The sequence below is a fragment of the Sphingomonas paeninsulae genome, from assembly GCF_003660165.1.
GTDB classification, from domain to species: domain Bacteria; phylum Pseudomonadota; class Alphaproteobacteria; order Sphingomonadales; family Sphingomonadaceae; genus Sphingomonas_O; species Sphingomonas_O paeninsulae.
This window is the reverse complement of sequence record NZ_CP032829.1, coordinates 847,836-869,772: the sequence shown is the minus strand read 5'-3', so window position 1 is coordinate 869,772 and position 21,937 is coordinate 847,836. Positions and strand designations below refer to the sequence as shown.

20 protein-coding genes and 1 pseudogene are annotated in these 21,937 nt (G+C 59.5%); 8 read left to right on the top strand and 13 right to left on the bottom strand.

Annotation, left to right across the window (positions count from 1 at the left end; translation table 11 throughout):
- The 5 genes from lptB to D3Y57_RS09675 all read right to left on the bottom strand — a co-directional run bounded on the left by lptB (position 1) and on the right by D3Y57_RS09675 (position 3,496).
- Complete coding sequence (lptB, locus tag D3Y57_RS09695; RefSeq protein WP_121155714.1) at positions 1 to 780, bottom strand: LPS export ABC transporter ATP-binding protein; 780 nt, start codon at positions 778 to 780, stop codon at positions 1 to 3.
- Between the two features lie 103 nt (positions 781 to 883).
- Positions 884 to 1,405: an LptA/OstA family protein gene (locus D3Y57_RS09690; RefSeq protein WP_430739041.1), complete on the bottom strand. Its 522-nt coding sequence runs from the start codon at positions 1,403 to 1,405 to the stop codon at positions 884 to 886.
- A gap of 5 nt (positions 1,406 to 1,410) precedes the next feature.
- Positions 1,411 to 2,055, bottom strand: a complete 645-nt coding sequence (locus tag D3Y57_RS09685) for an LPS export ABC transporter periplasmic protein LptC (protein WP_121152810.1) — start codon at positions 2,053 to 2,055, stop codon at positions 1,411 to 1,413.
- A gap of 11 nt (positions 2,056 to 2,066) precedes the next feature.
- Positions 2,067 to 2,684, bottom strand: coding sequence for a ribonuclease D (locus D3Y57_RS09680; RefSeq protein WP_121152809.1), 618 nt, complete (start codon positions 2,682 to 2,684; stop codon positions 2,067 to 2,069).
- A complete protein-coding gene (locus tag D3Y57_RS09675) occupies positions 2,681 to 3,496 on the bottom strand; it encodes a TerC family protein (RefSeq protein ID WP_121155712.1) in 816 nt (271 codons plus the stop codon). Before D3Y57_RS09675 ends, D3Y57_RS09680 begins: the two co-directional genes overlap by 4 nt.
- Positions 3,497 to 3,778: 282 nt before the next feature.
- Between D3Y57_RS09675 and D3Y57_RS21110 the strand changes: the two genes are divergently transcribed.
- Complete coding sequence (locus D3Y57_RS21110; protein WP_121152808.1) at positions 3,779 to 4,606, top strand: cold-shock protein; 828 nt, start codon at positions 3,779 to 3,781, stop codon at positions 4,604 to 4,606.
- A gap of 182 nt (positions 4,607 to 4,788) precedes the next feature.
- Here D3Y57_RS21110 and D3Y57_RS09665 read toward each other — a convergent pair whose 3' ends face one another.
- From D3Y57_RS09665 to D3Y57_RS09650, 4 genes are read right to left on the bottom strand one after another with little or no spacing between them, the layout of a single operon-like run.
- Positions 4,789 to 5,391, bottom strand: a complete 603-nt coding sequence (locus D3Y57_RS09665; protein ID WP_121152807.1) for an ABC-type transport auxiliary lipoprotein family protein — start codon at positions 5,389 to 5,391, stop codon at positions 4,789 to 4,791.
- Positions 5,388 to 6,341: an MlaD family protein gene (locus tag D3Y57_RS09660; RefSeq protein WP_121152806.1), complete on the bottom strand. Its 954-nt coding sequence runs from the start codon at positions 6,339 to 6,341 to the stop codon at positions 5,388 to 5,390. Before D3Y57_RS09660 ends, D3Y57_RS09665 begins: the two co-directional genes overlap by 4 nt.
- Positions 6,341 to 7,171 (bottom strand): ABC transporter ATP-binding protein, encoded by an 831-nt coding sequence (locus tag D3Y57_RS09655; RefSeq protein ID WP_121152805.1) that lies wholly within the window; start codon positions 7,169 to 7,171, stop codon positions 6,341 to 6,343. The genes D3Y57_RS09660 and D3Y57_RS09655 overlap by 1 nt, the downstream gene beginning before the upstream one ends.
- Positions 7,171 to 8,286: an ABC transporter permease gene (locus tag D3Y57_RS09650; protein ID WP_121152804.1), complete on the bottom strand. Its 1,116-nt coding sequence runs from the start codon at positions 8,284 to 8,286 to the stop codon at positions 7,171 to 7,173. Before D3Y57_RS09650 ends, D3Y57_RS09655 begins: the two co-directional genes overlap by 1 nt.
- 62 nt (positions 8,287 to 8,348) lie before the next feature.
- On the opposite strand from D3Y57_RS09650, the gene D3Y57_RS09645 reads away from it, so the two are divergent.
- A complete protein-coding gene (locus D3Y57_RS09645; RefSeq protein ID WP_121155710.1) occupies positions 8,349 to 9,020 on the top strand; it encodes an HAD family hydrolase in 672 nt (223 codons plus the stop codon).
- Between the two features lie 71 nt (positions 9,021 to 9,091).
- Here D3Y57_RS09645 and D3Y57_RS09640 read toward each other — a convergent pair whose 3' ends face one another.
- From D3Y57_RS09640 to lgt, 4 genes are all read right to left on the bottom strand, one after another.
- On the bottom strand, positions 9,092 to 10,396 hold the full coding sequence (locus tag D3Y57_RS09640) for a cystathionine gamma-synthase family protein (RefSeq protein WP_121152803.1): 1,305 nt from the start codon (positions 10,394 to 10,396) through the stop codon (positions 9,092 to 9,094).
- Between the two features lie 103 nt (positions 10,397 to 10,499).
- Positions 10,500 to 11,264 (bottom strand): peptidoglycan editing factor PgeF, encoded by a 765-nt coding sequence (gene pgeF / locus D3Y57_RS09635; RefSeq protein ID WP_121152802.1) that lies wholly within the window; start codon positions 11,262 to 11,264, stop codon positions 10,500 to 10,502.
- Positions 11,264 to 12,247 (bottom strand): class I SAM-dependent methyltransferase, encoded by a 984-nt coding sequence (locus D3Y57_RS09630; RefSeq protein ID WP_121155708.1) that lies wholly within the window; start codon positions 12,245 to 12,247, stop codon positions 11,264 to 11,266. Before D3Y57_RS09630 ends, pgeF begins: the two co-directional genes overlap by 1 nt.
- A gap of 67 nt (positions 12,248 to 12,314) precedes the next feature.
- Positions 12,315 to 13,178, bottom strand: coding sequence for a prolipoprotein diacylglyceryl transferase (gene lgt, locus D3Y57_RS09625; RefSeq protein ID WP_121152801.1), 864 nt, complete (start codon positions 13,176 to 13,178; stop codon positions 12,315 to 12,317).
- Positions 13,179 to 13,247: 69 nt separating this feature from the next.
- On the opposite strand from lgt, the gene D3Y57_RS09620 reads away from it, so the two are divergent.
- The 6 genes and pseudogenes from D3Y57_RS09620 to D3Y57_RS09595 all read left to right on the top strand — a co-directional run bounded on the left by D3Y57_RS09620 (position 13,248) and on the right by D3Y57_RS09595 (position 21,889).
- A complete protein-coding gene (locus D3Y57_RS09620) occupies positions 13,248 to 14,978 on the top strand; it encodes a class I adenylate-forming enzyme family protein (protein ID WP_121152800.1) in 1,731 nt (576 codons plus the stop codon).
- Positions 14,979 to 15,041: 63 nt separating this feature from the next.
- The gene (locus tag D3Y57_RS09615) at positions 15,042 to 17,291 is read left to right on the top strand and encodes a xanthine dehydrogenase family protein molybdopterin-binding subunit (protein WP_121152799.1); all 2,250 of its coding nucleotides are present in this window, start codon (positions 15,042 to 15,044) and stop codon (positions 17,289 to 17,291) included.
- Positions 17,291 to 18,297 (top strand): annotated as a pseudogene (hemH, locus tag D3Y57_RS09610) (ferrochelatase). Before D3Y57_RS09615 ends, hemH begins: the two are co-directional and overlap by 1 nt.
- A 29-nt stretch (positions 18,298 to 18,326) precedes the next feature.
- A complete protein-coding gene (gene phbB, locus D3Y57_RS09605) occupies positions 18,327 to 19,049 on the top strand; it encodes an acetoacetyl-CoA reductase (protein ID WP_121152798.1) in 723 nt (240 codons plus the stop codon).
- Positions 19,046 to 19,321, top strand: coding sequence for a ribbon-helix-helix domain-containing protein (locus D3Y57_RS09600; RefSeq protein ID WP_121152797.1), 276 nt, complete (start codon positions 19,046 to 19,048; stop codon positions 19,319 to 19,321). Before phbB ends, D3Y57_RS09600 begins: the two co-directional genes overlap by 4 nt.
- 42 nt (positions 19,322 to 19,363) lie before the next feature.
- Entirely contained in the window at positions 19,364 to 21,889 is a 2,526-nt protein-coding gene (locus tag D3Y57_RS09595) for a penicillin-binding protein 1A (protein WP_121152796.1), read from the top strand.
- Positions 21,890 to 21,937: the final 48 nt, after the last annotated feature.

The window sequence follows — 21,937 nt, the reverse complement described above, 5'->3', positions numbered from 1 at the left end:
TTAAAGCGAGAAACCCTCGCCCAGATACAGGCGACGGACGTTTTCATCGGCAACCAGATCTTCGGGAGATCCCGCGAACAGCACCTGACCATCATAGATGATGCAGGCGCGATCGACGATATCGAGCGTCTCGCGAACATTATGGTCGGTAATCAACACACCGATTCCACGTTTTTTCAACTGAATGATCAGGTCACGAATGTCCGAAATCGAAATCGGATCGATACCCGCAAACGGCTCGTCCAGCAGCATGATGGACGGGTTCGCCGCCAGTGCGCGCGCAATTTCACACCGTCGCCGTTCACCACCCGATAGCGCCGTTGCCATCGAATCGCGTAACCCGTCGAGCCTGAACTCGCCCAGCAATTCATCCAGTCGGGCAAGCCGTGTCTCTTTGTCCGGTTCTGCCAGTTCCAGCACCGACATAATATTTTCAGCGACCGTCATCCCGCGAAAGATCGATGTTTCCTGAGGCAAATAACCCAGCCCCAGAACCGCGCGGCGATACATCGGTAGTCCGGTAATATCCGCCCCATCCAGCAAGATGCGGCCTGAATCCGGTTTTACCAGCCCCATGATCGAATAGAAACACGTCGTCTTGCCAGCGCCATTTGGTCCGAGAAGCCCCAGCACTTCGCCGCGACCCACAGACAGGGACACGTCGGACAGCACGGCGCGACGATCATATGATTTTGCGATGGAAACCACAGAAAGTCCGTCTGCAAGCGATAAATCGGGGGCAGCGGCGTGGGTGCGGTCTAATGTTTCGGTATCGGCCATTACAGTTCCATCCGGTGACATGCATCCGTTACCCGAAGGTTATCTTAGCGGCAATTGGCAGGTTTCATGCATAACGATGTGTCCGAAATGCTTTCGACATGGATCAGTTGCGCTGAGGCACCGTAAACCGCCCGGTCACGCGCCCGCCCGCACCCGTCGAAACGCCTGCGCCGCCGCCACTGACTGCGCTGCCGTCCATCACCGAGCGTCCGGAGTTCAGGTCGATCACCAACCTGCCACCGTGTACGGTATTGGTACCCTGAACCAGTGTCACGGCACCCAGCATCGTGATAAGCTTGCGATTCAGATCGTAGATTCCGAAATCTCCGCGCGCGGTCTGATCGGGGCTGCGAACCGTTACCCCGCCCGAAGCGTCGAGGCGCTGTACGCTCGGGCTGCTAGCCTGTTTCTGATTGGTATAGGCAACTGTCATACGCGCTGCGTCGAGAGTCATATTACCTTGTATCGCATGCACATTGCCCGAAAACACCGCTCGATTGGCCTTGTCCTGAACCTCGATCCGGTCTGCGGCAAAATCGACGGGCGCGTTGGTGTCATGGCCCTTCAAAGCTTGAGCAGCCGCAGGCGAAGCCGTTAGCAAAACGAGCATGAGAAGAGGTCGCATAGTCATTATTTTGCTCTGGCCGCACCTTGAACGATATGCAAGCGGGCGCGACCATTCAGAATAACGATCCGGCCATTCAGGTCAGCCTGCATCCGGTCACTGCTGAAAGTTCCGAGGGGCATCTGACCATCTACCGGCGTGTCGCTCGCCATCGTCCGCGCCTTCATATCAACGCCAACACCGCGCGTAATCATGCTATATCCGCCCTGTGATTTAAACAGGACTTCGCCCGGCACGCGGATATTTTCGTTCGTCATATTATAATTCGCGTTCTTGGTCGTCAGAACAGCCGGGCCATCATCCAATAGCATTCGTGCCGAAAGATCGGTCATCTGGACTACTGGCACCCGCGACGTCCGCTGAACCGCGTTGCCCGCATGCAGCGTGAACGGCTGCCCCTTGTCGTCCTGCCCCCGATATTGCGCATCGCTGACCCGCATCCGCTCTTTCGCCAGTGCAACCTTGTCCTTGTCCAGCACAAAGCTGATTTCGCTTCGGGCAAGCAACGGCGCGATCAGTAAAACCGCTGCCAATGCACCGATTGCCGACGGCAGGATAATCATTGCCGTCTTGATGACCCGGTCATGGTTGCTCCCCGGCGCGGCCCAGTGGCGGCGCTGATCGCGGGTTTGTTCGGCAAGTTCGGACATGGTCTCGTGTGTCAGATGTGCGCGAAGATATCGACCTCATCCCAACCGGCGAGATCGATCATCGCGCGCGCAGGGAGGAAGTCGAAACAAGCCTGAGCCAGCGCGGTTCGCCCTTCACGGGCAAGGCGCACTTCGAACTGGTCCTTCAGCCGATGGAGATAACGAACGTCAGACGCGGCATATTCGCGCTGCGCATCGGTCAGCACGGGAGCTCCCCAATCGGACGATTGCTGAGCCTTGGAAATCTCTGTGCTCAGCATTTCCCGGACGAGTTCCTTCAGTCCGTGCCGATCCGTATAGGTCCGGGTCAGGCGCGACGCGATCTTGGTGCAGAATACTGGCCCTGCGATTATTCCCATGTAAGCGTGGATGGACGCAAGATCGAAACGCGCAAAATGATACAGCTTCACCCGTGCCGGATCGGTCAGTACCGCCCGCAGATTGGGTGCTGCAAAATCGCTGCCTGGTCCGAATCGGACGAGATGTTCGTCGGGGCCACCATCCGAAATCTGGACAAGACACAATCGGTCGCGCGCCGGATGCAGGCCCATTGTCTCGGTATCGACGGCGACCGGTCCCGACGCAAGGACGTCGGCAGGTAGGTCTTCTTCGTGAAAATATACGGTCACATTGTTTCCTTATTAGCCGCGCCATGGGCAGCCGCTTTTCTGGCGCGAATATTCCGCGCCCGCATATTCAATCCCTCGACACCGCCCGAAAAAGCCATCGCCACATAGATATACCCCTTGGGAATGTGCATCCCAAGACTTTCGGCGATCAGAACCATGCCGATCATTAGCAGGAAACCCAGCGCGAGCATGACGACACTCGGATTTCGTTCGATAAAATTACCGAGTGGCCCGGCGGCGACGAGCATGAGGGTAACAGCCACGATAACTGCGATTACCATCACGGGCAGTTGATCGGTCATGCCCACTGCGGTCAGGATGGAATCGACCGAAAACACGATGTCGAGCAAAACGATCTGGACGATTGCCGCGCCGATACCCAGCGCGATCGGACTCTTATTCTTGTCCAGCATATCGTCGCTGTCATGATCGTCTGTGCTATGGTGTATCTCGGTCGTCGCCTTCCACATCAGGAACAGTCCACCGGCCAGCAGGATTATGTCCCGCCACGAAAAAGCGGTTTCGAAACTTGGCGTGCCGTGCGCGTCGAGCGATCCCGATATGCCGAGATCGAAGACCGGATGGACCAGTCCGACAATCCAGGCGATCATCGATAACAGGCCGAGGCGCATGATCAACGCCAAGCCGATGCCGATGCGACGGACCTTCTCGCGATTTTCGGCGGGCAGTTTGTTCGATAATATTGAAATGAACACGAGATTGTCGATGCCCAGCACGACTTCCATCACGATCAGCGTGAGAAGTGCGGCCCAGACTGCTGGATCGGAGAATAAGGTAATGAGGTCGGTCATGATCGGCTGCAATTGCATGACCCGAACCATTGCGGCAAGCCCGTCGCCCACTGTAGCACGTGATGTATCGGCCACACCTTGCTAGGGAAATGCCGTTCAGGGCCACTAAATCGCCACATTTTGGCTAAGCGCTCAAAATCGCTCGCAGGATTTGCGTTGTTCGGGTATTGCGACTCACTGGCGCTTAATGGATTCGCGCCGGGGAACTGCTGCCCGCCGTCCGGTGTAGTATGTTCTCGATACGGCAAGCGGGCGAATATTTTCGAAAGAGTACGGCAGGGCATGGGTTTCAATAGAGGTGGTCGCGGTGAACGCGGCGGACGTGGGCGCGACAAACGCGACAGCTTCGGCGGCGATGAAGGCGGCGGCGGCAGCAGCTACGGCGGCGGATTTGCCGGTGGTGGCGACCGTTTCGGCGGCGGCGGCGGCGGCGGTGATCGTTTCGGCGGTGGCGGCGATCGCTTCGGCGGCGGCGGCGGTGGCGGCGGTTTCCGCAGCGGCGGCGGCAGCGGCGGTGGCGGGTTCGCTGGCGGCGGCGGCGCTCGTGGCGGAATGCCTGCCCAGGTTGTTGGAGAAGGCACCGGCATCGTAAAGTTCTTCAACGGACAAAAGGGTTTTGGCTTTGTCGTTCGCGATGATGGTGCCGAAGATGTGTTCGTTCACATTTCCGCAGTCGAACAAGCTGGTTTGACCGGTCTCGCCGAGGGTCAGCCCCTAGGCTTTACTCTCGTCGACCGTGGCGGCCGTATCTCGGCAACAGACCTGAAGATCGACGGCGAGCCGATGGCTGTCACCGATCGTGGTCCTCCGCGCGATCGCGATGCGGCCCCTGCCCCTCGCGGCGGAGCTGGCGGCGGTTTCGGTGGCGCACCACAGCGCGAACTGACCGGTGAAAAAGCTAGCGGCACAGTAAAGTTCTTCAATGCGATGAAGGGCTTTGGCTTTATTCAGCGCGACGATGGACAGCCCGACGCATTCGTCCATATCTCGGCCGTCGAACGCGCTGGCATGACCACGTTGAACGAAGGTGACCGGCTCGAATTCGAACTGGAAGTTGACCGTCGTGGCAAACATGCTGCCGTTAATCTGGTTCCGGGTCAGGCTCAGTAAGCCACTTTCGACCAGCTTAATTACCTAACAAACCCGGTCTGTGAAAACAGGCCGGGTTTTTGTTTTTTTATAGCTTCACTAAGTTCGACCATCGAGGCACAGGCGACAAAATTAATTAGCTTGTTGATTTTAGGTTTGCGGCTCACGCTCGGCTCGCCCAGAAAATGAACGATCGGCAGCGTTCAGCCTACCCATCCAGCAACCTGAGCCGCGACGTCGTTCGCCGCCTGATTGAGCGCTGGCCCGGCTCCCGCATTGATCGACGTCAGCGAAGCATGGCCCTCGAACCGTCGCGTTTCGATTGCCGTGCCGCCCGATCGCATCAAAATAGCATCGTAAACGACCACGGCCTGCATCGATTGTGCGTCGATACCGAACTTCGCAAGCGATCCTGAAACCCTCGTGCCGGGATCCAGCGTGTACTGGCGTACGTCCACAACAACCTTGCCGGTCTTTGCCGCGACGACTTCGGACATCAAATTCTGGAATAGGTGCGACGGCGTGTCATTCCAGGCGATACCCTTCACATAGGAAATCGTCCCGCTGGCTTCATAAACCGGCACGCGGGTCACGCTGATCGCTGCTGGCGCGGTCGGGTACAGGATTGTCAAAGTCTGTCCCGGTCCAGCTTGCCGCACGGTGTTTGCCGTCATTGTCGACGCCGGGACAAGGGTAAGCAGTGTCTTGGGAGGTTTTGCTCCGAAGCTAATGCAACCCGACAGCGCAAGCGCGGCAGCGCCACCCAATGCGAGGCGACCAAGGGAAGCGATACGCGGGATCTTCATTTGCTGCCTCCACGGCCGTTATAATCGGGTAATTTACTGCTGCCGACGATGCTGCCAGCCCCGCCTTGATCAATCTTGAGGGCCACCGCGGACAGGCTCTCGGACATTATGCGAAGATCGCGGACAAGTTGCCCGACCTCAGGCAAAGTTTGTTTGGAAAACGCCTGAATGCCTGGCCGTGCGTCATTCACCGCTCCGTTCAGTGATTCCATGCTCTGCTGCGCTGCCTGCACGGTCTTACGGAGGTCCGCGATCAGTGGTTTGCCTTCGCCGTTCAGCGTGCCATTCGTCGCTTCCGCCAGATTACCGATCTTTTCGACGGCATCGCCAGCTTGCTTCACGGCAATTCGTGCCTGCGCCAGCGTGGCCGCAATTTCCGGCCCGCGATCCGCCAGCGAATCCGACAGGCGGTTCACATTGGCCAAGATTCCGGCAATCGACTGCTGGTTCTTATCACCAAGCAACTCGGTCAGCCGCTCGGTCAGCGTCGAAATCCGCTCGAGCAACTGCGGTGCGGAATTCAGCAACGCGCCAAGTCCGCCCTGCTTGGTCGGAATGACCGGTACGCCCATTGGCCCCGCGTCTGTAATCGGTGGAGCACCCTTAACGGCTCCGTCCAGCACCACCGAAGATGGTCCGGTGAAACTGCCCAGAATTGTCGCTGCCGTTCCCTGCAGGATTGGCGTTTCATCCTTTAGTTGAATACGAACACGCTTGAATTCGGGGTTCTGCTTCCACAGTTCGATCTCGATGATTTGTCCCGATGGCACGCCCGAGAATGTGACAGTGGAACCCTTTGCAAGGCCTTCGACAGACTGTTTGAAGAAGATGTCATATTCTTTCATATGGCCGCCCGATACGCCGGACAGCCACACCATGAACGCCGCGAGTGCGACCAGCAGGCCAAGCACGACGCCGCCGACGAGCACATTGTTGGAGCGGGTTTCCATCAGACTGCCTCTTTCTCATGCGCAGCTTTCGCGGCGGTCGCGGCGCGGCCACGTGGGCCATTGAAATATTCCTGTATCCACGGGTGATCGGTTGCCAACAGTTCGTCGATCGTGCCGATGGCAATGACCTTTTTATCCGCCAGCACCGCGACCCGATCGCAAATGGCGTACAATGTATCCAGATCGTGAGTGATAAGGAAAACGGTCAATCCCAGCGTTTTCTTTAGCGATAATGTCAGTTCATCGAACGCCGCCGCCCCGATCGGATCCAGCCCCGCAGTTGGTTCATCCAGAAACAGCAGGTCGGGATCGAGCGCCAGCGCCCGCGCCAGCCCTGCACGTTTCCGCATACCGCCCGACAGTTCGGATGGATATTTCGGCCCGGCATCGACCGGAAGGCCCGATGTCACCACCTTGAACGAAGCAATCTCATCAAGCAGTCCCTGACCAAGGTCGGGGTAGAATTCACGCAAGGGCACTTGCACATTTTCAGCGACCGTCAGCGTCGAAAAAAGCGCGCCTCCCTGAAACAATATGCCCCACCGCTTGCTTAGCGATGGATCGTCCAGCTCACCGCCACCACCGATCGGGATACCCAGCACGGTGATCTCGCCTTCATCAGGAATCTGCAGTCCGATAATCGACCGCATCAGCACCGACTTGCCTGTGCCCGAACCGCCCACGACGCCCAGTATCTCGCCTCTGCGAACGTCCAGATCGACACCGTCGTGCACGCGGAAATCGCCAAAGCTGTTGACCAGCCCGCGCACTTTAATAGCGATTTCGTCGTTCTCCGCCGCGATGCTGGCGACCTGATCGTTATCAGCCATCAGTTCCACCCGATTTGCGTGAAGAACACTGCAAAGAATGCATCCAGCACGATTACCAGAAAGATCGCCTGCACGACGGCCGCGGTCGTGCGCGAACCGACTTCCTCGGCATTGCCCTTAACCTGCATACCCTGAAAACAACCGGACAGTGCGATGATCAGCCCGAACACGGGTGCCTTTATCAATCCGACATAAACGTCGGTCATCGGTACGACCTCGCGGATGCGCTGGACATAAGTCACCGGCGGTATCCCGAGGGAAACCCAGCACAATAGACCACCGCCGATGATCGACAGGATCGACGCATAAAATCCAAGCAATGGCATCATCAACACGGCGGCATAGACGCGCGGCAACACCAGCGCTTCGGTCGGTGACACACCGATCGTCCGCATGGCGTCGATTTCTTCGGTCAGCTTCATTGTGCCGAGTTGCGCCGCGAATGCCGAACCCGAACGTCCTGCAACCATGATTGCGGTCATCAACACGCCAAGCTCGCGCGTGGTGATGCGGCCGATCAGATTGATTGTGTAGATTTCCGCACCGAATTGACGAAGCTGCACCGCGCCTTGTTGCGCGATGACGATGCCAATCAGGAAACTCATCAGGCCGATGATCGCCAGCGCCGAGACACCGACAACCTCGAACCGCTGTACGACCGCATGAATGCGGAATTTCGACGGATGTAAAATGGTGTTCGCAAACGAAATGCAAACGCCACCGAAAAACCCGAGCAGGCCCAGAAGCGTCCCGCCGGCTGTTTTTGTCGCGGCACCGATCTCACCAAGAACGCGTTCGAATGCATTGATATTGTCGGGCCGCATCTTGACCGGCTGTTGCGCGTCACCGACCTGTTTCAACACCTGCGCAGCTTGTCCGCTGGCCCCGTTTATCGATGCGCCGCTATCTTTTTCCAGCTTTAGCAAAATTAGCGCGCCGACCGTATCTACACGTTTGACGCCGGACACGTCGATCACCGCGACTTCGCTGCCGTGGCTGCGTCCGGCCAACCGCGCGGGCAGGTCGCCCAAATGCGCGAGCGTCAAATCGCCTGTAAAAACAAGTTCGTGCTTGCCTGCACGCTCTTCTTCAGTGAATTCGCTAGCTTGGCTCATCTATGGCGGACATGATACATTATGCCCGCGACGGCAAGACGCCCGGACGTTAGGAGGGCGTGATGAAACGCCTTGCAATCTATGACATGGACCGGACGATTACCGCACGTCCGACCTTTACCCCATTTCTTGTTCACGCAGCCCTAACGCTCAATCCGTTGCGTTTGCTCCTTGCGCCGGTCGTTCTGGTCGCGATTCTTTTATACACGGTAAAGTTGATCGATCGCGCGACGCTGAAAGAGACGATGCAGAGCCTGTTGCTGGGCCGCTCGATCGATCCCGCCCGATTGGCAAAAGTGGTCGATAGTTTTGCCGAAAAGACGGCCGTTAAGAACATTCGCCGGGGTGCCGTCGCACGTATCGCCAGCGACCGGGCAGAGGGTTATACTCTCGTCCTCGCGACGGCATCCTACCGTCTTTATGCCGAAGCCATTGGCACCCGCATGGGCTTCGACGACGTAATTGCAACGAACACGCTTGTCGGTCTGGATACGCGGATCATGGCAAAGATCGATGGCGAAAACTGCTACGGCCCCGCCAAACTACGGATGGTCACGGCCTGGATGAAAAACATGGGCGTCGCACGTGAAGATGCTCACATCCGGTTTTACTCCGACCATGTCTCCGACGCGCCGGTGCTGGCATGGGCTGACGAAGCCTTTGCGGTGAATGCGCATGGTCCGTTGCAGAAACTCGCGCGGAACATGAAGTGGAACATCGACGACTGGAGCTGAGGCTGGAGGGAAGATCAGGGAAAACCGCCTCTCCCGTGGCGCTTGGGGGAGGCGGTCCGATTACGATCTTTTCAAATTTCGCCCAGCGCCTGTCGGAAGTCGGCGATCAAGTCATCCGCATTTTCGACACCCACCGATATTCGCACCAGATTATCGCTAATCCCCAGCGCGTCCTTACGCTCTTGCGGTACGGAAATGTGGGTCATCGCCGCAGGTGCGCTTGCCAGAGTTTCGGTTCCGCCAAGGCTGACCGCCAGCTTGGCGATCTTCAGTGCGTCGAGAAATGCGAACGACTCCCGCTCGCCGCCTTTGAGATAGAGCGAGAAAGTCGATCCCGCGCCGGTGCAATGCCGGTTGTAAATGTCGGCCTGCCGCGATCCAGCTTCCAGGAAACCGAGATAGCCGACCGTTTCGACTTGCGGCTGTTCGCGCAGGAACTCGCAGACCTTGGCGGCATTTTCACCTGCCCGGCTCATCCGCAGTTCCAAAGTCTCCAGACTTCGTAACAACATCCACGCCGAATGCGGATCGGTTATCGTACCGATGGTATTTCGCATCATGCGGATCGGATTGATGATTGCCTTCGAGCCGACTGCGCCGCCCGCAACCAGATCGCTATGGCCGCCCGCATATTTGGTCAGCGAATAGATGACGAGATCCGCACCCTGTTTCAGTGGCTTGGCCCACAACGGCCCTAAAAACGTGTTGTCGATCACGATCGGCGGCTTTTCGTCGGGGAACGCCGCATCGCGCGACGCTTTTACCGCCTCCACATCGACCAGCGCATTGGTTGGGTTGGCTGGGCTTTCCAGATAGACCAGGGCGACATTGCCTTTTGCTTTTGCTGCCACCATCACCGCGTCGATTTCTTCGCGTGTGGCGCCTGCCGGAAAATCAAGCCAGTGCACGCCGAACCGGCCTAATATCCGACCGATCAAGGTTTCGGTAGCGGCGTAGAGAGGTGCCGAATGGACGATGACGTCGCCGGGCTTGACGAGGGCGAGCATGACCGTTGCGATCGCCGACATGCCGCTCGAGAACACGAGAGCATCCTCGGCATCTTCCCAGATCCCCAGTCGATCCTCGAGGATTTCCTGGTTTGGACCGTTGAAGCGCGAATATACCAGTCCCTCGGCCCCGCCGGGCCGTTTGCCGGTGATGCCTTCGAAAAAGCGTTTACCCGCTGCGGCATTTTCGAAAACGAATGTCGAGGTCAGGAAAATCGGCGGTTTCAACGACCCTTCGGACAGCGCTGGATCGAAGCCATGCCCCATCATCAGAGTTTCAGGCGAAAGGCGTCTTCCACCAATTTCCAATATGTCTTTCCTGGGACGGCGGCGCGGGCTGGCACCCGTCAGTTCTGCTTCGTCTGTCATTGTTAAAATCCTTCGCATCTTCGCATGAGTCGGTTCTAACGCGCGGATCGACAGGGCGATACCGCGCCTCAATCACCGGAAGGCGAGAAGACCCTTCGCGGAGTCAGGCCACCGCAATCAACGAAATCTGCCGCCCATAATCGGGCTCGCCAGCATGGGTCGCGCGGCGAAAGCTGAAAAACCGATCGGGCTGTGAATACGTATCCAGACCGAGTGCCTCAATCCGTTTGATCCCTGCCGTCGCCAGCCGATGTGTGACATAGGCTTCCAGATCGAACTGGAAATGCCCGCTGCGACGGCCGTCTGCGAAGAAGCATTCAGTGGCTGGGTCGGTTTCGGCAAAGCGCAGGCGGAACGCGTCATCCACCTCGTAAGAGGCGCGGGCGATGCAGGGGCCTATGGCGGCGGCGATGCGTTCGCGTCGTGCGCCCAGTTTCTCCATTGCGGCAATGGCAGCGTCGGTCACACCGTTCAGCGCGCCTTTCCATCCGGCGTGGGTCGCGCCTACGACGCCGGCTTCGATATCGGACAGCAAGATCGGTGCGCAGTCGGCGGTTACGATGCCGAGAAGCAGTCCAGGGCGATCGGTGACCAGCGCATCGGCATGTGGTCGCGCGTCGTCGGGGAAGGGAGCTGTTACGGTGACAGCGTCAGCGGAATGGGTCTGGTAAACCGTTGTGAGCAGAGAGCCGGGTGCGACGGCTTCGGTGGCGCGGCGGCGATTTTCGGTTACTGCTTCAGGGGAATCGCTGGAACCGAGGCCGGTGTTGAGGCCGTTTACGATTCCGGTTGAGACTCCGCCGGAGCGACCGAGGAAACCGTGGGGAGTGTTGGCGAGTGCTGGCGCGATTATGATTTCGAGGGGCATCAGGAGAGTCCGCTGGGGGTGGGCCAACCCCTCGCGGTGATTGCCATTGCGCGGAAGAGAGTTCCCATTTCCGATGTAAGGCGTTGGTGCGCAACGGTAATTTCGTCCGCGCGTTCGGGGGATTTTCGCGCCAGCGATGCAGCGCGTGCGGCGATGCCGAGAGTTCCCAGGAAATCGCCCTGCGATACCGGGCCGTGCACCGTGGAGCCGGTAAGTGTCGCCGCCGCGCCCAATGTGGCGAAATCGACATGGGCGCTGAGGTCCACATCGCCGGGCGCGTCGAAGGGATTTGCGTGTTTGTGTGCGCGGACGGCTTGCAGGGTTTCGCCGATAGCGGGGCCGTCATAGCCGTAATCGACGACCAGAAGCGCGCCACCCTGTCGTTCAAGCCGTTGAGAAAGCGCGCGAATTGTTGCAACGCCCGGCGGCGATGTTTCGAGGATGCTCCCGACCGGCGAATCCCTTAGCGATTCAGGAACGATCGTATCCGGCACCAGCTTGCCCGAAACCGGCAGGAACAGCGTATCCTGACAAGCGACCATACGTTGCCGCCAGCCATCGGGCGTGCGCACAACCTGTTGTACCGGTAATGCGTCAAAAAACTCGTTAGCGACGACAATTAGCGCACCATCTTCGGGTAAAGTGCCGATATCGTCATGCCAGATCGCGTTCGGCAAAACCCGTTTCTGTTCGGCGCGCAGCCGGGGGGATGTTTCGACGAGATGCACGTCCGGCTCCAGCCCGCTCCGCACCATAGCCCGCAGCGCATCGACAGCCAGCGTTCCCCGGCCCGGTCCCAGTTCGACATAATGGACCACAGGTCGACCCGCCCGATCCCATAGATCGGTCAGCCAGACGCCGATCAATTCGCCGAACATCTGGCTGATTTCAGGTGCGGTTATGAAGTCGCCAGCGGCCCCGACCGATGCCTTTGTCGCGTAATATTCGGCGTTGGCGGCTGCCATGAATTGGGCGACCGACATCGGCCCACCCAGCGTTATCGCGCGGGCGAGACGTTCGGGTAAAGCGCTGGCAGGCAGTGCGCCGGTTTCAGGAGATGCTGGCAAGACCCGCCGTACCTTCAACCCGAACGCGCCGCGCCTTTGCCGTCATCACCAGCCAGATGCCGATCAGAATCATCGGGATCGACAGGGTTTGACCCATCGTCAGTCCCCACCACAGATGTTCCAGCCCGGCATCGGGTTGGCGCACCATTTCGAGCAACGTCCGCGAAATACCATATCCGATCATGCCGGTGCCGACGAGTTTGCCCGGTTGATACCGCGCATCGGTTTTCCAGAACATCAGGCTGAGGACCGTGAACAGCACCACGCCCTCGAGTCCTGCTTCATAAAGCTGACTGGGGTGGCGGGGGATGCCGTCGCCGGTACCCGGAAAGATGATTCCCCACGGCACCGTCGTTGGGCGTCCCCAAAGCTCACCATTTACGAAATTCGCGAGCCGCCCGAAAAACAGGCCGAACGGTGTGACGCAGGCGACGTAATCGCACACTCGCATCATGTTCAGTTTATGTTTGCGGGTGAAGTAGAGCAGCGCGAGGATGACGCCGATGAAGCCGCCGTGGAGCGACATTCCGCCCTCCCACAGCTTTAGCATTTCGAGCGGCGTGGCGATCATCTCTGGCTTGTAGAACAGGATGTACCCCAATCGACCGCCGAGAATGATGCCGAGCGTCACATAGAAAACGAGGTCGTCGGCATGACGCCGCGCCATCGGTGCGCCGGGCTGGGCGAGGAGTTTCAGGAGATACCACCAACCGATGAGAATCCCTGAAATATAGGCGAGGCTGTACCAGCGTAATTTGAAAAATCCGAGGTCCAGAGCAATCGGCGACAGGTGAAGGTCGCTCCAATTGATGGCTGCCGTAGCGTCACTTGCAATCTGTACGATCAATGCTTTTCCCCGAGGGTTTTGCGTTCCATACAGAGGGGATTGGCGAAGACCAAGCGGAGAGAAATTGCAATGCAATCGGTACTGGACGTTCGGATCGAACAGGCCATCCGTGACCTGATAAAGGAAGGCGGCCCCTTACCGCTGAACGATTTTACGCTGCCCGGCGGTGTGGTGGTTCCGATGATCGCGACCGCTCCCCCGACGCTCAACGCCTATTTCGCCCATTATTGTGCCGAGCATGGCGATGCCGATTTTATCGTCGATGGCAGCGAACGGATCAGTTTCACCCAGGGTTATGCCGCGGCTGTCGAAGTGGCGAACGCGCTGGTCGGCGGATTCGGCATAAAGCCGGGCGACCGGGTGGGCATAGCGATGCGTAACGCGCCAAGCTGGATCATCCTGTATATGGGAACGTTGATGGCGGGCGGTGTCGCCACCCTGTTGAATGGATGGTGGCAGGGTTCCGAACTGTTCAGCGGCATCGAGAATGTTGAGGCCAAACTCGTGTTCGCCGACCCCCCGCGCGTCAAGCGTATCGGCCAGTGCGGCCGTGACCCCAAGTGCGAAATCGTGTCGATCGACGTTGCGTTGCCGATGGCCGAGGCACTCAAACCCGTTACGTCACGGGCTGTTAGGGGAGCGGGCGATGACGCCGTTCTTCCTGAAATCGGGCCGGACGATCTGGCGACGATCCTGTTTACCAGTGGATCGACCGGCCAGTCGAAGGGGGCGTATTCCACTCATCGCGCGGTCGTGCAGGCAACCTATAGTTATCTTGCCACCGCTCTGGTGATCCTGAAGCTGGGCACTGAGGACGGCCTGATCAAGGAAGACCGGCCGCAACACGCGCAGTTGATGACCGTTCCGCTATTCCATGTGACTGGCGAGGTTCCGATGATGCTGATGAGCTTTGCCATCGGGCGCAAGATGGTCCTGATGCCGAAATGGGATGCGCTTGAGGCAATGAAGCTGATCGAAAAGGAGCAGGTCACCAATTTCACAGGTGTCCCGCTGATGAGCTGGGAAATCCTCAACCATCCCGACCGCAGCCAATATGATTTGTCCACGGTGCAATCCTTCTTTGCCGGAGGCGCACCGCGCGCGCCTGAGCATGTCCGACGGCTCAACGATGAAATGTCTGCTCCCCCTGCGCTTGGCTATGGCCTGACGGAGACCAATGCGGTCGGCTGCGGCAATTTTATGTCGAACTATATCGACAAGCCCAATTCGACCGGCAAGGCGACCAAGCCAATCGTCGAAGTTGCCATCCTTGACGATGCGGGCGCAGCGGTTCCGCAGGGTGAACGCGGCGAAATTTGCATTCGTTCGGTCGCCAATTTTTCCGGTTACTGGAATCTGCCGGAAGCAACCGAGGCTTCGATCACGAAGGATGGCTATTTCCGGTCCGGTGACATCGGCTACCTCGACCCCGAAGGCTATCTTTTCATTGTGGACCGCAAGAAGGACATCATCATTCGTGGTGGTGAGAATATTAGCTGTCAGGAGGTCGAGGCGGCGATCTATACCAATCCTGCCGTCGCAGAAGCATGTGTATTCGGCCTGCCCGACGAGCGGCTCGGTGAGATCGTGGGGGCGGTGGTTTACTTTCATCCCGGCGATCACCTGAGCGAAGACGCGCTGCGGGTTTTTGTTGGTGAGCAACTGGCCGCGTTCAAAGTGCCGGCGCAGGTCTGGATTTCCGAAGCACCTTTGCCGAAGCTGGGAACCGAGAAAATCGACAAGGTCAGCATCCGCCGCGCCTATCGCGAAATCTATAGCCCGAGCCCTGTTCACGCCTAGTCCTGTGGAAAGGATTGGTGCGGGGTCTGGCGCGATTCCATAGGCTTGCCTATCAGGCAGGTAATGGCTGTCGACCGATCCCCTTTTATAACCCGCCGCGGCTTGCTGATCGGTGGTGGCGCGGGTGTTGGCCTGCTGATCGGATGGGCTGTCTGGCCCCGGACATACCGGGCCAATTTGAACACCGCGCCCGGCGAAAAGATATTCAACCCGTTCGTGAAGATCGGCGTGGACGGTCATGTCACGGTAATCGTGCCGCAGGTCGAAATGGGGCAGGGAGTCTATACGACATTGCCGCAGATCGTTGCCGACGAACTGGGTGCGGACTGGCGGACGATCGGGGTCGAGGCGGCACCCCACAATCCGCTATATGCCAACACGCTGTTTGTCGAAGAATGGGAAGACGAGGCGGGAAGCCGGATGCCACGAGCGATAGTCGACCAGTGGTCGGCGCGCGAGGGGTTGATGGTGACAGGCGGATCGACCTCCGTTCGTGGTTTCGAACAACGGTTGCGCGATGCGGGGGCGGCGGCGCGGGCGTTGCTTTGCGTTGCGGCGGCGGCGCGCTGGGATGCGGACTGGCAGGCCTGCGATACGGCGGCCGGGTTCGTGACGCGCGGTAACGACCGGGTGCGTTTTGGCGAAGTGGCAGCGGACGCCGCCACACAAAAGCTGCCGACCGGGGTGGAGCGCCGCGAGGGTCGTGAAAATCGGCTGACGGGCAAGTCTCTGCCTCGGCTGGATGCTCCGTCGAAAGTCGATGGCACCGCGCAATATGCCGCCGACGTGCGCCTGCCCGATATGGTTTATGCGAGCATCGCGCAGGGGCCGCTGGGCGATACGCGGTTGAAATCCATCGATCGGCAGGCAGGTGAGAAGATCGCCGGGGTGGTGGCGGTGGTGCAGACCGACGGCTGGGTCGCCGCCGTCGCGACGAACTGGTGGGCCGCGAACAAGGCGCTGCTGGCGATGCGTCCGAAGTTTGAAACGACTGGCGGATTTGCGAGCGACCACAGAATCGACAAGGCGTTGGACGCTGCATTCGACGCTACGTTGGGCGGGGGCATGCGCGTTTCGAGCATGGGGGATGTTGGCGCGGCCTTTCGCGACGCCCAAGTGTTGACCGCCGAATACCGCATCGGTCTTGCAGCCCATGCGGCCATCGAGCCGATGAGTGCGACCGCGAGCATCGATCATGGCGAGCTGCAATTGTGGATCGGGACGCAGGTTCCGGGGCTTGCGGCCAAAGCGGCAGCGCGCGCCATCGGATTCGATGAGGCGAAAGTCACGGTTTATCCGATGCTGATCGGAGGATCGTTCGGTCGCCGGTACGAGGTGGAAATTGCCGCACAGGCCGCAATCCTTGCGCACAAGCTGAAACGCCCGGTTCAACTGACCTGGTCGCGGGCGGAGGATATGCGGCAGGACCGCTTTCGACCCGCAGCGGCGGCAAAGATGGCGGCGCGGATGGCTCCGGGCGGGCGGATCGAGGCGTGGCTTGCAAAGATTGCTTCGCCTGCCACGACTGGCGAACTGAAGGCGCGGGCGCTGGATGGTGTCCGTGCGCATGATGCTATGATCGCGCAGGCCGGGGTTTCGATGCCGGCGTCGGTTGCCGGTGCGGTGCCACCTTATGCCATCCCGAGTGTCGCGGTCGATCATCATCCGGTCAATATCGGTGTGCCGACGGGCGACTGGCGCGGGCGGGCGCATGGGCTGAGCGCGTTTTTCACCGAATGTTTTATCGACGAACTGGCGGCTTCGCAGGGGATCGAGCCATTTTCGTTCCGCATGGGATTGCTGGTGGACAATCCCCGGCTGGCACTGTGCCTGTCGAAAGCTGCGACGCTTGGCGGATGGAACGGCGGCGGACCGGGTACGGGGCAGGGGATCGCTTGCCACTCGATGGCGGGGTCGCATGTCGCGGTCATGGCAGAGGCGCGGATCGGCGATAACGGGCGTGTAAAGGTCGATCGGCTGGTCGCGGTCGTTGACTGTGGTCAGATCATCAACCCCGATATCGTGCGCCAGCAGATCGCGGGCGGAATGATCTTTGGCATGTCGGCAGCGACGGGTGCGCCGGTCCATGTTGGGCGGGGACTTGCCGGGCCTGAACGGCTGGGTGCGCTGCACCTGCCAAAGCTGGGCGATGCGCCGCGCATTACGATCGAATTGCTTGCCAGTCCGCATCCTGCTGGCGGCGTGGGCGAAATATCGGTGCCGCCGGTTGGACCCGCAATCGCGAATGCTTTGTTTGCAGCTACAGGGCGACGCTATCGGACGCTGCCGTTGCTGGGGCCAGAGACTGATTGATGGAAAAGCCAGCCGATCATCCGCCGGTCGTTGAGCCGAAGATTGGCGTGCTGCTCGTTAATCTGGGGACGCCCGATGCGGCGACGCCGGGGGCGGTTAAAAAGTATCTGCGGGAGTTTCTGTCGGATCGGCGGGTGGTCGAACTGCCGCCGCTCCTTTGGCAGCCGATTTTGCGCGGGGTCGTGTTGAATACGCGGCCAAAGATATCGGCTCATGCGTATAGTCAGGTGTGGACGGATGACGGGTCGCCGCTGGATGCGATCACGCGTGCGCAGGTCCGGGCGCTGGCGGGCAGCTTTGGGCCGAATGTCGCGGTCGATTTCGCGATGCGTTACGGTCGGCCCGGCATTCCCGAAAAGCTTCACGCCCTGAAGGCGGCGGGGTGTGAACGAATCCTGATTGCGCCACTGTATCCGCAATATTCGGGGGCGACGACGGCGACGGTCAACGACAAGGCGTTCGAGACGCTGGCGGCGATGCGCTGGCAACCGGCGATCCGCACGCTGCCGCAGTATCACGATGACCCGGCCTATATCGCGGCGCTGAAGACTTCGACCGAGGGGGCGCTGGCGGAGCTGGATTTTCAGCCCGACGTGGTGGTGGCAAGTTTCCATTCGATGCCCGAAGCCACGCTGATGAAGGGCGATCCCTATCACTGCCAATGCCAGAAGACGGCGCGGTTGCTGGGGGCGGCGCTCGGGCGTGATCTGGTGGTGAGTTTCCAGTCGAAGCTGGGGCGGGCGAAATGGCTGGGGCCTTCGACTGAGGCGACATTGGCGCGGCTGGCGGGTGAGGGCGTGCGATCCGTGGCGGTGGTGACGCCGGGATTCTCTGCCGACAATCTGGAAACGCTCGAGGAAATCGCCATCCGGGGACGCGGAACGTTCATGGCGGCGGGGGACAGAATTTCGCTTGTCTGCCATGCCTGAACGACAGCGCGCCGGGTATTGAAATGTTACGAATTATACTTGGGCGTGAGCTTGAAGGCTGGAGTGCGCCCGTTTAGTCTCACGCGGAGTAACCAGGAGAGATAGAATGCCACGCGTCGCAATCGTAACCGGGGGAACACGCGGAATCGGCGAAGCGATCTGTCTTGCCCTGCAAAAAATGGGCATCACGGTTGCCGCGAATTATGGCGGCGATGATGTGAAGGCGAAGGAATTTTCCGAACGTACCGGAATCGCGGTTTATCGCTGGGATGTCGGCGATCATCAGGCCTGTCTGGACGGTTGCGCGCGGGTCGAAGATGAAATCGGGGCGGTCGATATCGTCGTCAACAACGCAGGTATCACACGCGATGGCACACTGGCCCGGATGTCGTTCGAGGATTGGAACGACGTCATGCGCGTGAACCTTGGCGGGTGTTTCAACATGGCAAAGGCGACATTTCCCGGCATGGTTTCGCGTGGCTGGGGACGGATCGTGAATATCGGTTCGATCAACGGGCAGGCCGGGCAATATGGACAGGTCAATTATGCTGCTGCCAAGTCGGGCATTCATGGTTTTACCAAAGCTCTGGCGCAGGAGGGCGCGAAAAAGGGTGTGACCGTCAACGCGATCGCGCCTGGATATATCGACACCGACATGGTTGCTGCCGTTCCTGCCGATGTGCTTGCCAAGATCGTGGCAAAGATACCCGTCGGCCGTTTGGGCCACGCGCGTGAAATCGCGCGCGGTGTTTCGTTTCTGGTGTCCGAGAATGGCGGCTTCGTGACAGGATCGACACTGTCGCTCAACGGCGGGCAGCATATGTATTGAGCGGAGAAGGGAAAGACGGGACGACCTTCGTTTACCGGTCCCCCGTCAAACATTCAGTTACGATCGCGGGTCATGAGACGGCGATTACGTTGGAGCCGATATTCTGGACGGCATTGCGAGTCGCAGCACAGGCGCAATCCTTGCCCCTGAATGCCCTGATCGCACGCATCGATGTGGAGCGTATTGCCACCGCCGATCCGCCAAATCTGGCGAGCGCAATCCGTCAGTGGCTGATGGTCGCTGCGCAATCTGCAAAAAGTTCGCAGCCGTGATGGCTGGCAAGCGCGCGTAAACTTGCTAGAGCCGCCCTTGCAATGGCCGAACCAGAAGACGAACCGCTGAAATTGCGCCTGACGCGCGAAGGGGGTGCCGCGCTTGGCTGGGGCCGTGGCGTGTGGGCGAACCGCATCGGTCGCAGTGTGGTGCTCGCGGTCGCGGCGCTGATCGTGGTGTGGTTTGGGGTCTGGATGGTTTTTGCGCGCGACCTGCCTGACGCGCATCAATTGCTTGCCTATCAACCACCGCTGCCGACCAATGTGCGCGGTTATGACGGGACGCCGATTCATAGTTATGCCCGCGAACGCCGCGTCCAGCTTTCTTTCGATGAATATCCCAAGCTCGTCATCGACGCGTTCATTTCCGCCGAGGACAAGACTTTCTTTTCGCATGGCGGCGTCGATTACACGGGCGTTGCGGGCGCGGTAGTCGATTATGTGAGCAAGATCGGGAGCGGCAGGCGGGCGCGAGGCGGGTCGACCATCACCCAGCAGGTCGCCAAGAACCTGCTTGTCGGCAACGAATATTCCATCGGGCGCAAGGTAAAGGAGGCGATCCTTGCCTATCGAATCGAAGCCGCTCTTTCTAAAAAGCAGATATTGGAAATCTATCTCAACCAGATTTTCCTTGGGCGTAATGCCTATGGCGTGCAGTCGGCATCGCGCGCTTATTTCGGCAAGGATGTCGGCGAGCTGACTCTGCCCGAAGCAGCGTATCTTGCGATTTTGCCCAAGGCTCCGTCAAACTATGATCCCGACCGGGATACCAAGAAGGCAACCGATCGGCGCAACTATGTGCTGACCGAAATGAACAAGAACGGCTATATTACCGACGATCAATATGCCGCTGCCCGTTCGGCTCCCCTCGGCACCGTTAATCGCGTTGCGGCGCGTGAAACCGATGTCGGCGATTATTTCATGGAGGAAGTTCGCCGATCGTTGATCGCAAAGTTCGGCGAAACCGCGAAAGATGGTCCTTACTCGGTTTATTCCGGCGGGCTGTGGGTGCGGTCGTCCCTTGACCCCGCTTTGCAAACATATGCGCAGGACGCGCTTCGGGACGGCTTGTTGCGCTTTGATCGCGGCCACGGATGGAGCGGGCCGTCGGGACACATCGCGATGGACGATGAATGGCCCGGCAAGTTTGCGGCCGCCAATATCGGTATATCGTATAAGGACTGGCGTACGGCCGTCGTGCTCGCAAAGACGGGCGGAGCGGCACAGATCGGCTTTGCAAATGGCAGTTCGGGCACCATGTCGGCTGCCTCCGCCACGATGCCACGGCATGGGACTGCGACGAGCGCGTTCAGTGCCATGCAGCCGGGCGATATCATCGTTGTGGCCCCTGAAGGCAGCAATTGGGCACTCCGCAACGTGCCGGAGGTTTCGGGCGGCATGATGGTGCAAAATCCCCATACCGGTCAGGTTTTGGCGATGCAGGGCGGATTCGACGCGCGTCTGGCTTCGTTCAATCGCGCGACGCAGGCGCTCCGCCAGCCGGGTTCCAGTTTCAAACCATTCGTTTACGCCGCCGCACTCGACCACGGCATGACCCCTGCGTCGATCATCGTCGATGGGCCGTTCTGCGTTTATCAGGGCGCGAGGCTCGGCCAGAAATGCTTCCGCAACTTTGGCAACGCGCGTGGCGCGGGACCGCAAACGATGCGCTGGGGCGTGGAACAGTCGCGCAACCTGATGACCGTGCGGGCCGCAAGCGAGACCGGCATGGATAACGTCGTGAAGATGGCGGACGCCGTCGGGATCAGCGCGCCGGGCAAACCCTATCCAAAGGTGCTCGCGATTGCGCTCGGCGCGGGTGAGACGACCGTGATGCGTATGACCAATGCCTTTTCGATACTGGCGAATAACGGGCGCGCGCTGAAGCCGACGCTGATCGATTTCGTTCAGGACCGTAACGGCAAGGTCATTTATCGTGCCGACGGACGCCCGTGCGATCGTTGCAACATGGCGCAATATGACGGCAAACCGATGCCGCGCCCGCCCGCCAGCACAAAGCAGGTGATCGATCCGATGACCGCCTATCAGGTCGTCCATATTGCCGAAGGTGTTGTTCAGCGTGGAACGGCAACGGTGTTGCGCGATTTGAACCGCCCGATTTTCGGCAAGACGGGGACGACGTCCGGGCCAACCAACGTGTGGTTCGTCGGCGGATCACAGGATCTGGTCGGCGGCATTTATATGGGTTTCGACACACCCCGCTCGATGGGTGGTTATGCCCAGGGTGGACGGATTGCCGCGCCGATCTTCGACCAGTTTGCGAAGAGGGCCATGAAGGATATGCCGGTCGTGCCATTCCGCGCGACGGCGGGCATTCGCATGGTGCGTATAGACCGGCGATCGGGCAAGCGCGTGTATGGCGTATGGCCCAATATCGACGACCCCAAGGCGGCTGTGATATGGGAAGCGTTCAAGCCCGAGAGCGAACCGCGACGTTCGATCCGCAAGGACGAATTACCGGTCGCGCGTCCAAAGGCTGCGGCGAAGGCGCAATCGACAAACCGCCCCGACAGCGATTTCTTGCAAAGGCAGGGCGGCATTTACTAGCTACCGAACCTATATTCCCCGTTACTGCCCCTAAGTTTATTTAAGGAA

Coding starts and splice junctions, on each gene's coding strand:
- lptB (WP_121155714.1), bottom strand. CDS start 780: ATGGCCGATACCGAAACATTAGACCGCACCCACGCCGCTGCCCCCGAT.
- D3Y57_RS09690 (WP_430739041.1), bottom strand. CDS start 1,405: ATGCGACCTCTTCTCATGCTCGTTTTGCTAACGGCTTCGCCTGCGGCT.
- D3Y57_RS09685 (WP_121152810.1), bottom strand. CDS start 2,055: ATGTCCGAACTTGCCGAACAAACCCGCGATCAGCGCCGCCACTGGGCC.
- D3Y57_RS09675 (WP_121155712.1), bottom strand. CDS start 3,496: ATGACCGACCTCATTACCTTATTCTCCGATCCAGCAGTCTGGGCCGCA.
- D3Y57_RS21110 (WP_121152808.1), top strand. CDS start 3,779: ATGGGTTTCAATAGAGGTGGTCGCGGTGAACGCGGCGGACGTGGGCGC.
- D3Y57_RS09665 (WP_121152807.1), bottom strand. CDS start 5,391: ATGAAGATCCCGCGTATCGCTTCCCTTGGTCGCCTCGCATTGGGTGGC.
- D3Y57_RS09660 (WP_121152806.1), bottom strand. CDS start 6,341: ATGGAAACCCGCTCCAACAATGTGCTCGTCGGCGGCGTCGTGCTTGGC.
- D3Y57_RS09655 (WP_121152805.1), bottom strand. CDS start 7,171: ATGGCTGATAACGATCAGGTCGCCAGCATCGCGGCGGAGAACGACGAA.
- D3Y57_RS09650 (WP_121152804.1), bottom strand. CDS start 8,286: ATGAGCCAAGCTAGCGAATTCACTGAAGAAGAGCGTGCAGGCAAGCAC.
- D3Y57_RS09645 (WP_121155710.1), top strand. CDS start 8,349: ATGAAACGCCTTGCAATCTATGACATGGACCGGACGATTACCGCACGT.
- D3Y57_RS09640 (WP_121152803.1), bottom strand. CDS start 10,396: ATGACAGACGAAGCAGAACTGACGGGTGCCAGCCCGCGCCGCCGTCCC.
- pgeF (WP_121152802.1), bottom strand. CDS start 11,264: ATGCCCCTCGAAATCATAATCGCGCCAGCACTCGCCAACACTCCCCAC.
- D3Y57_RS09630 (WP_121155708.1), bottom strand. CDS start 12,247: ATGTCGGTCGCCCAATTCATGGCAGCCGCCAACGCCGAATATTACGCG.
- D3Y57_RS09620 (WP_121152800.1), top strand. CDS start 13,248: ATGCAATCGGTACTGGACGTTCGGATCGAACAGGCCATCCGTGACCTG.
- D3Y57_RS09615 (WP_121152799.1), top strand. CDS start 15,042: ATGGCTGTCGACCGATCCCCTTTTATAACCCGCCGCGGCTTGCTGATC.
- phbB (WP_121152798.1), top strand. CDS start 18,327: ATGCCACGCGTCGCAATCGTAACCGGGGGAACACGCGGAATCGGCGAA.
- D3Y57_RS09595 (WP_121152796.1), top strand. CDS start 19,364: ATGGCCGAACCAGAAGACGAACCGCTGAAATTGCGCCTGACGCGCGAA.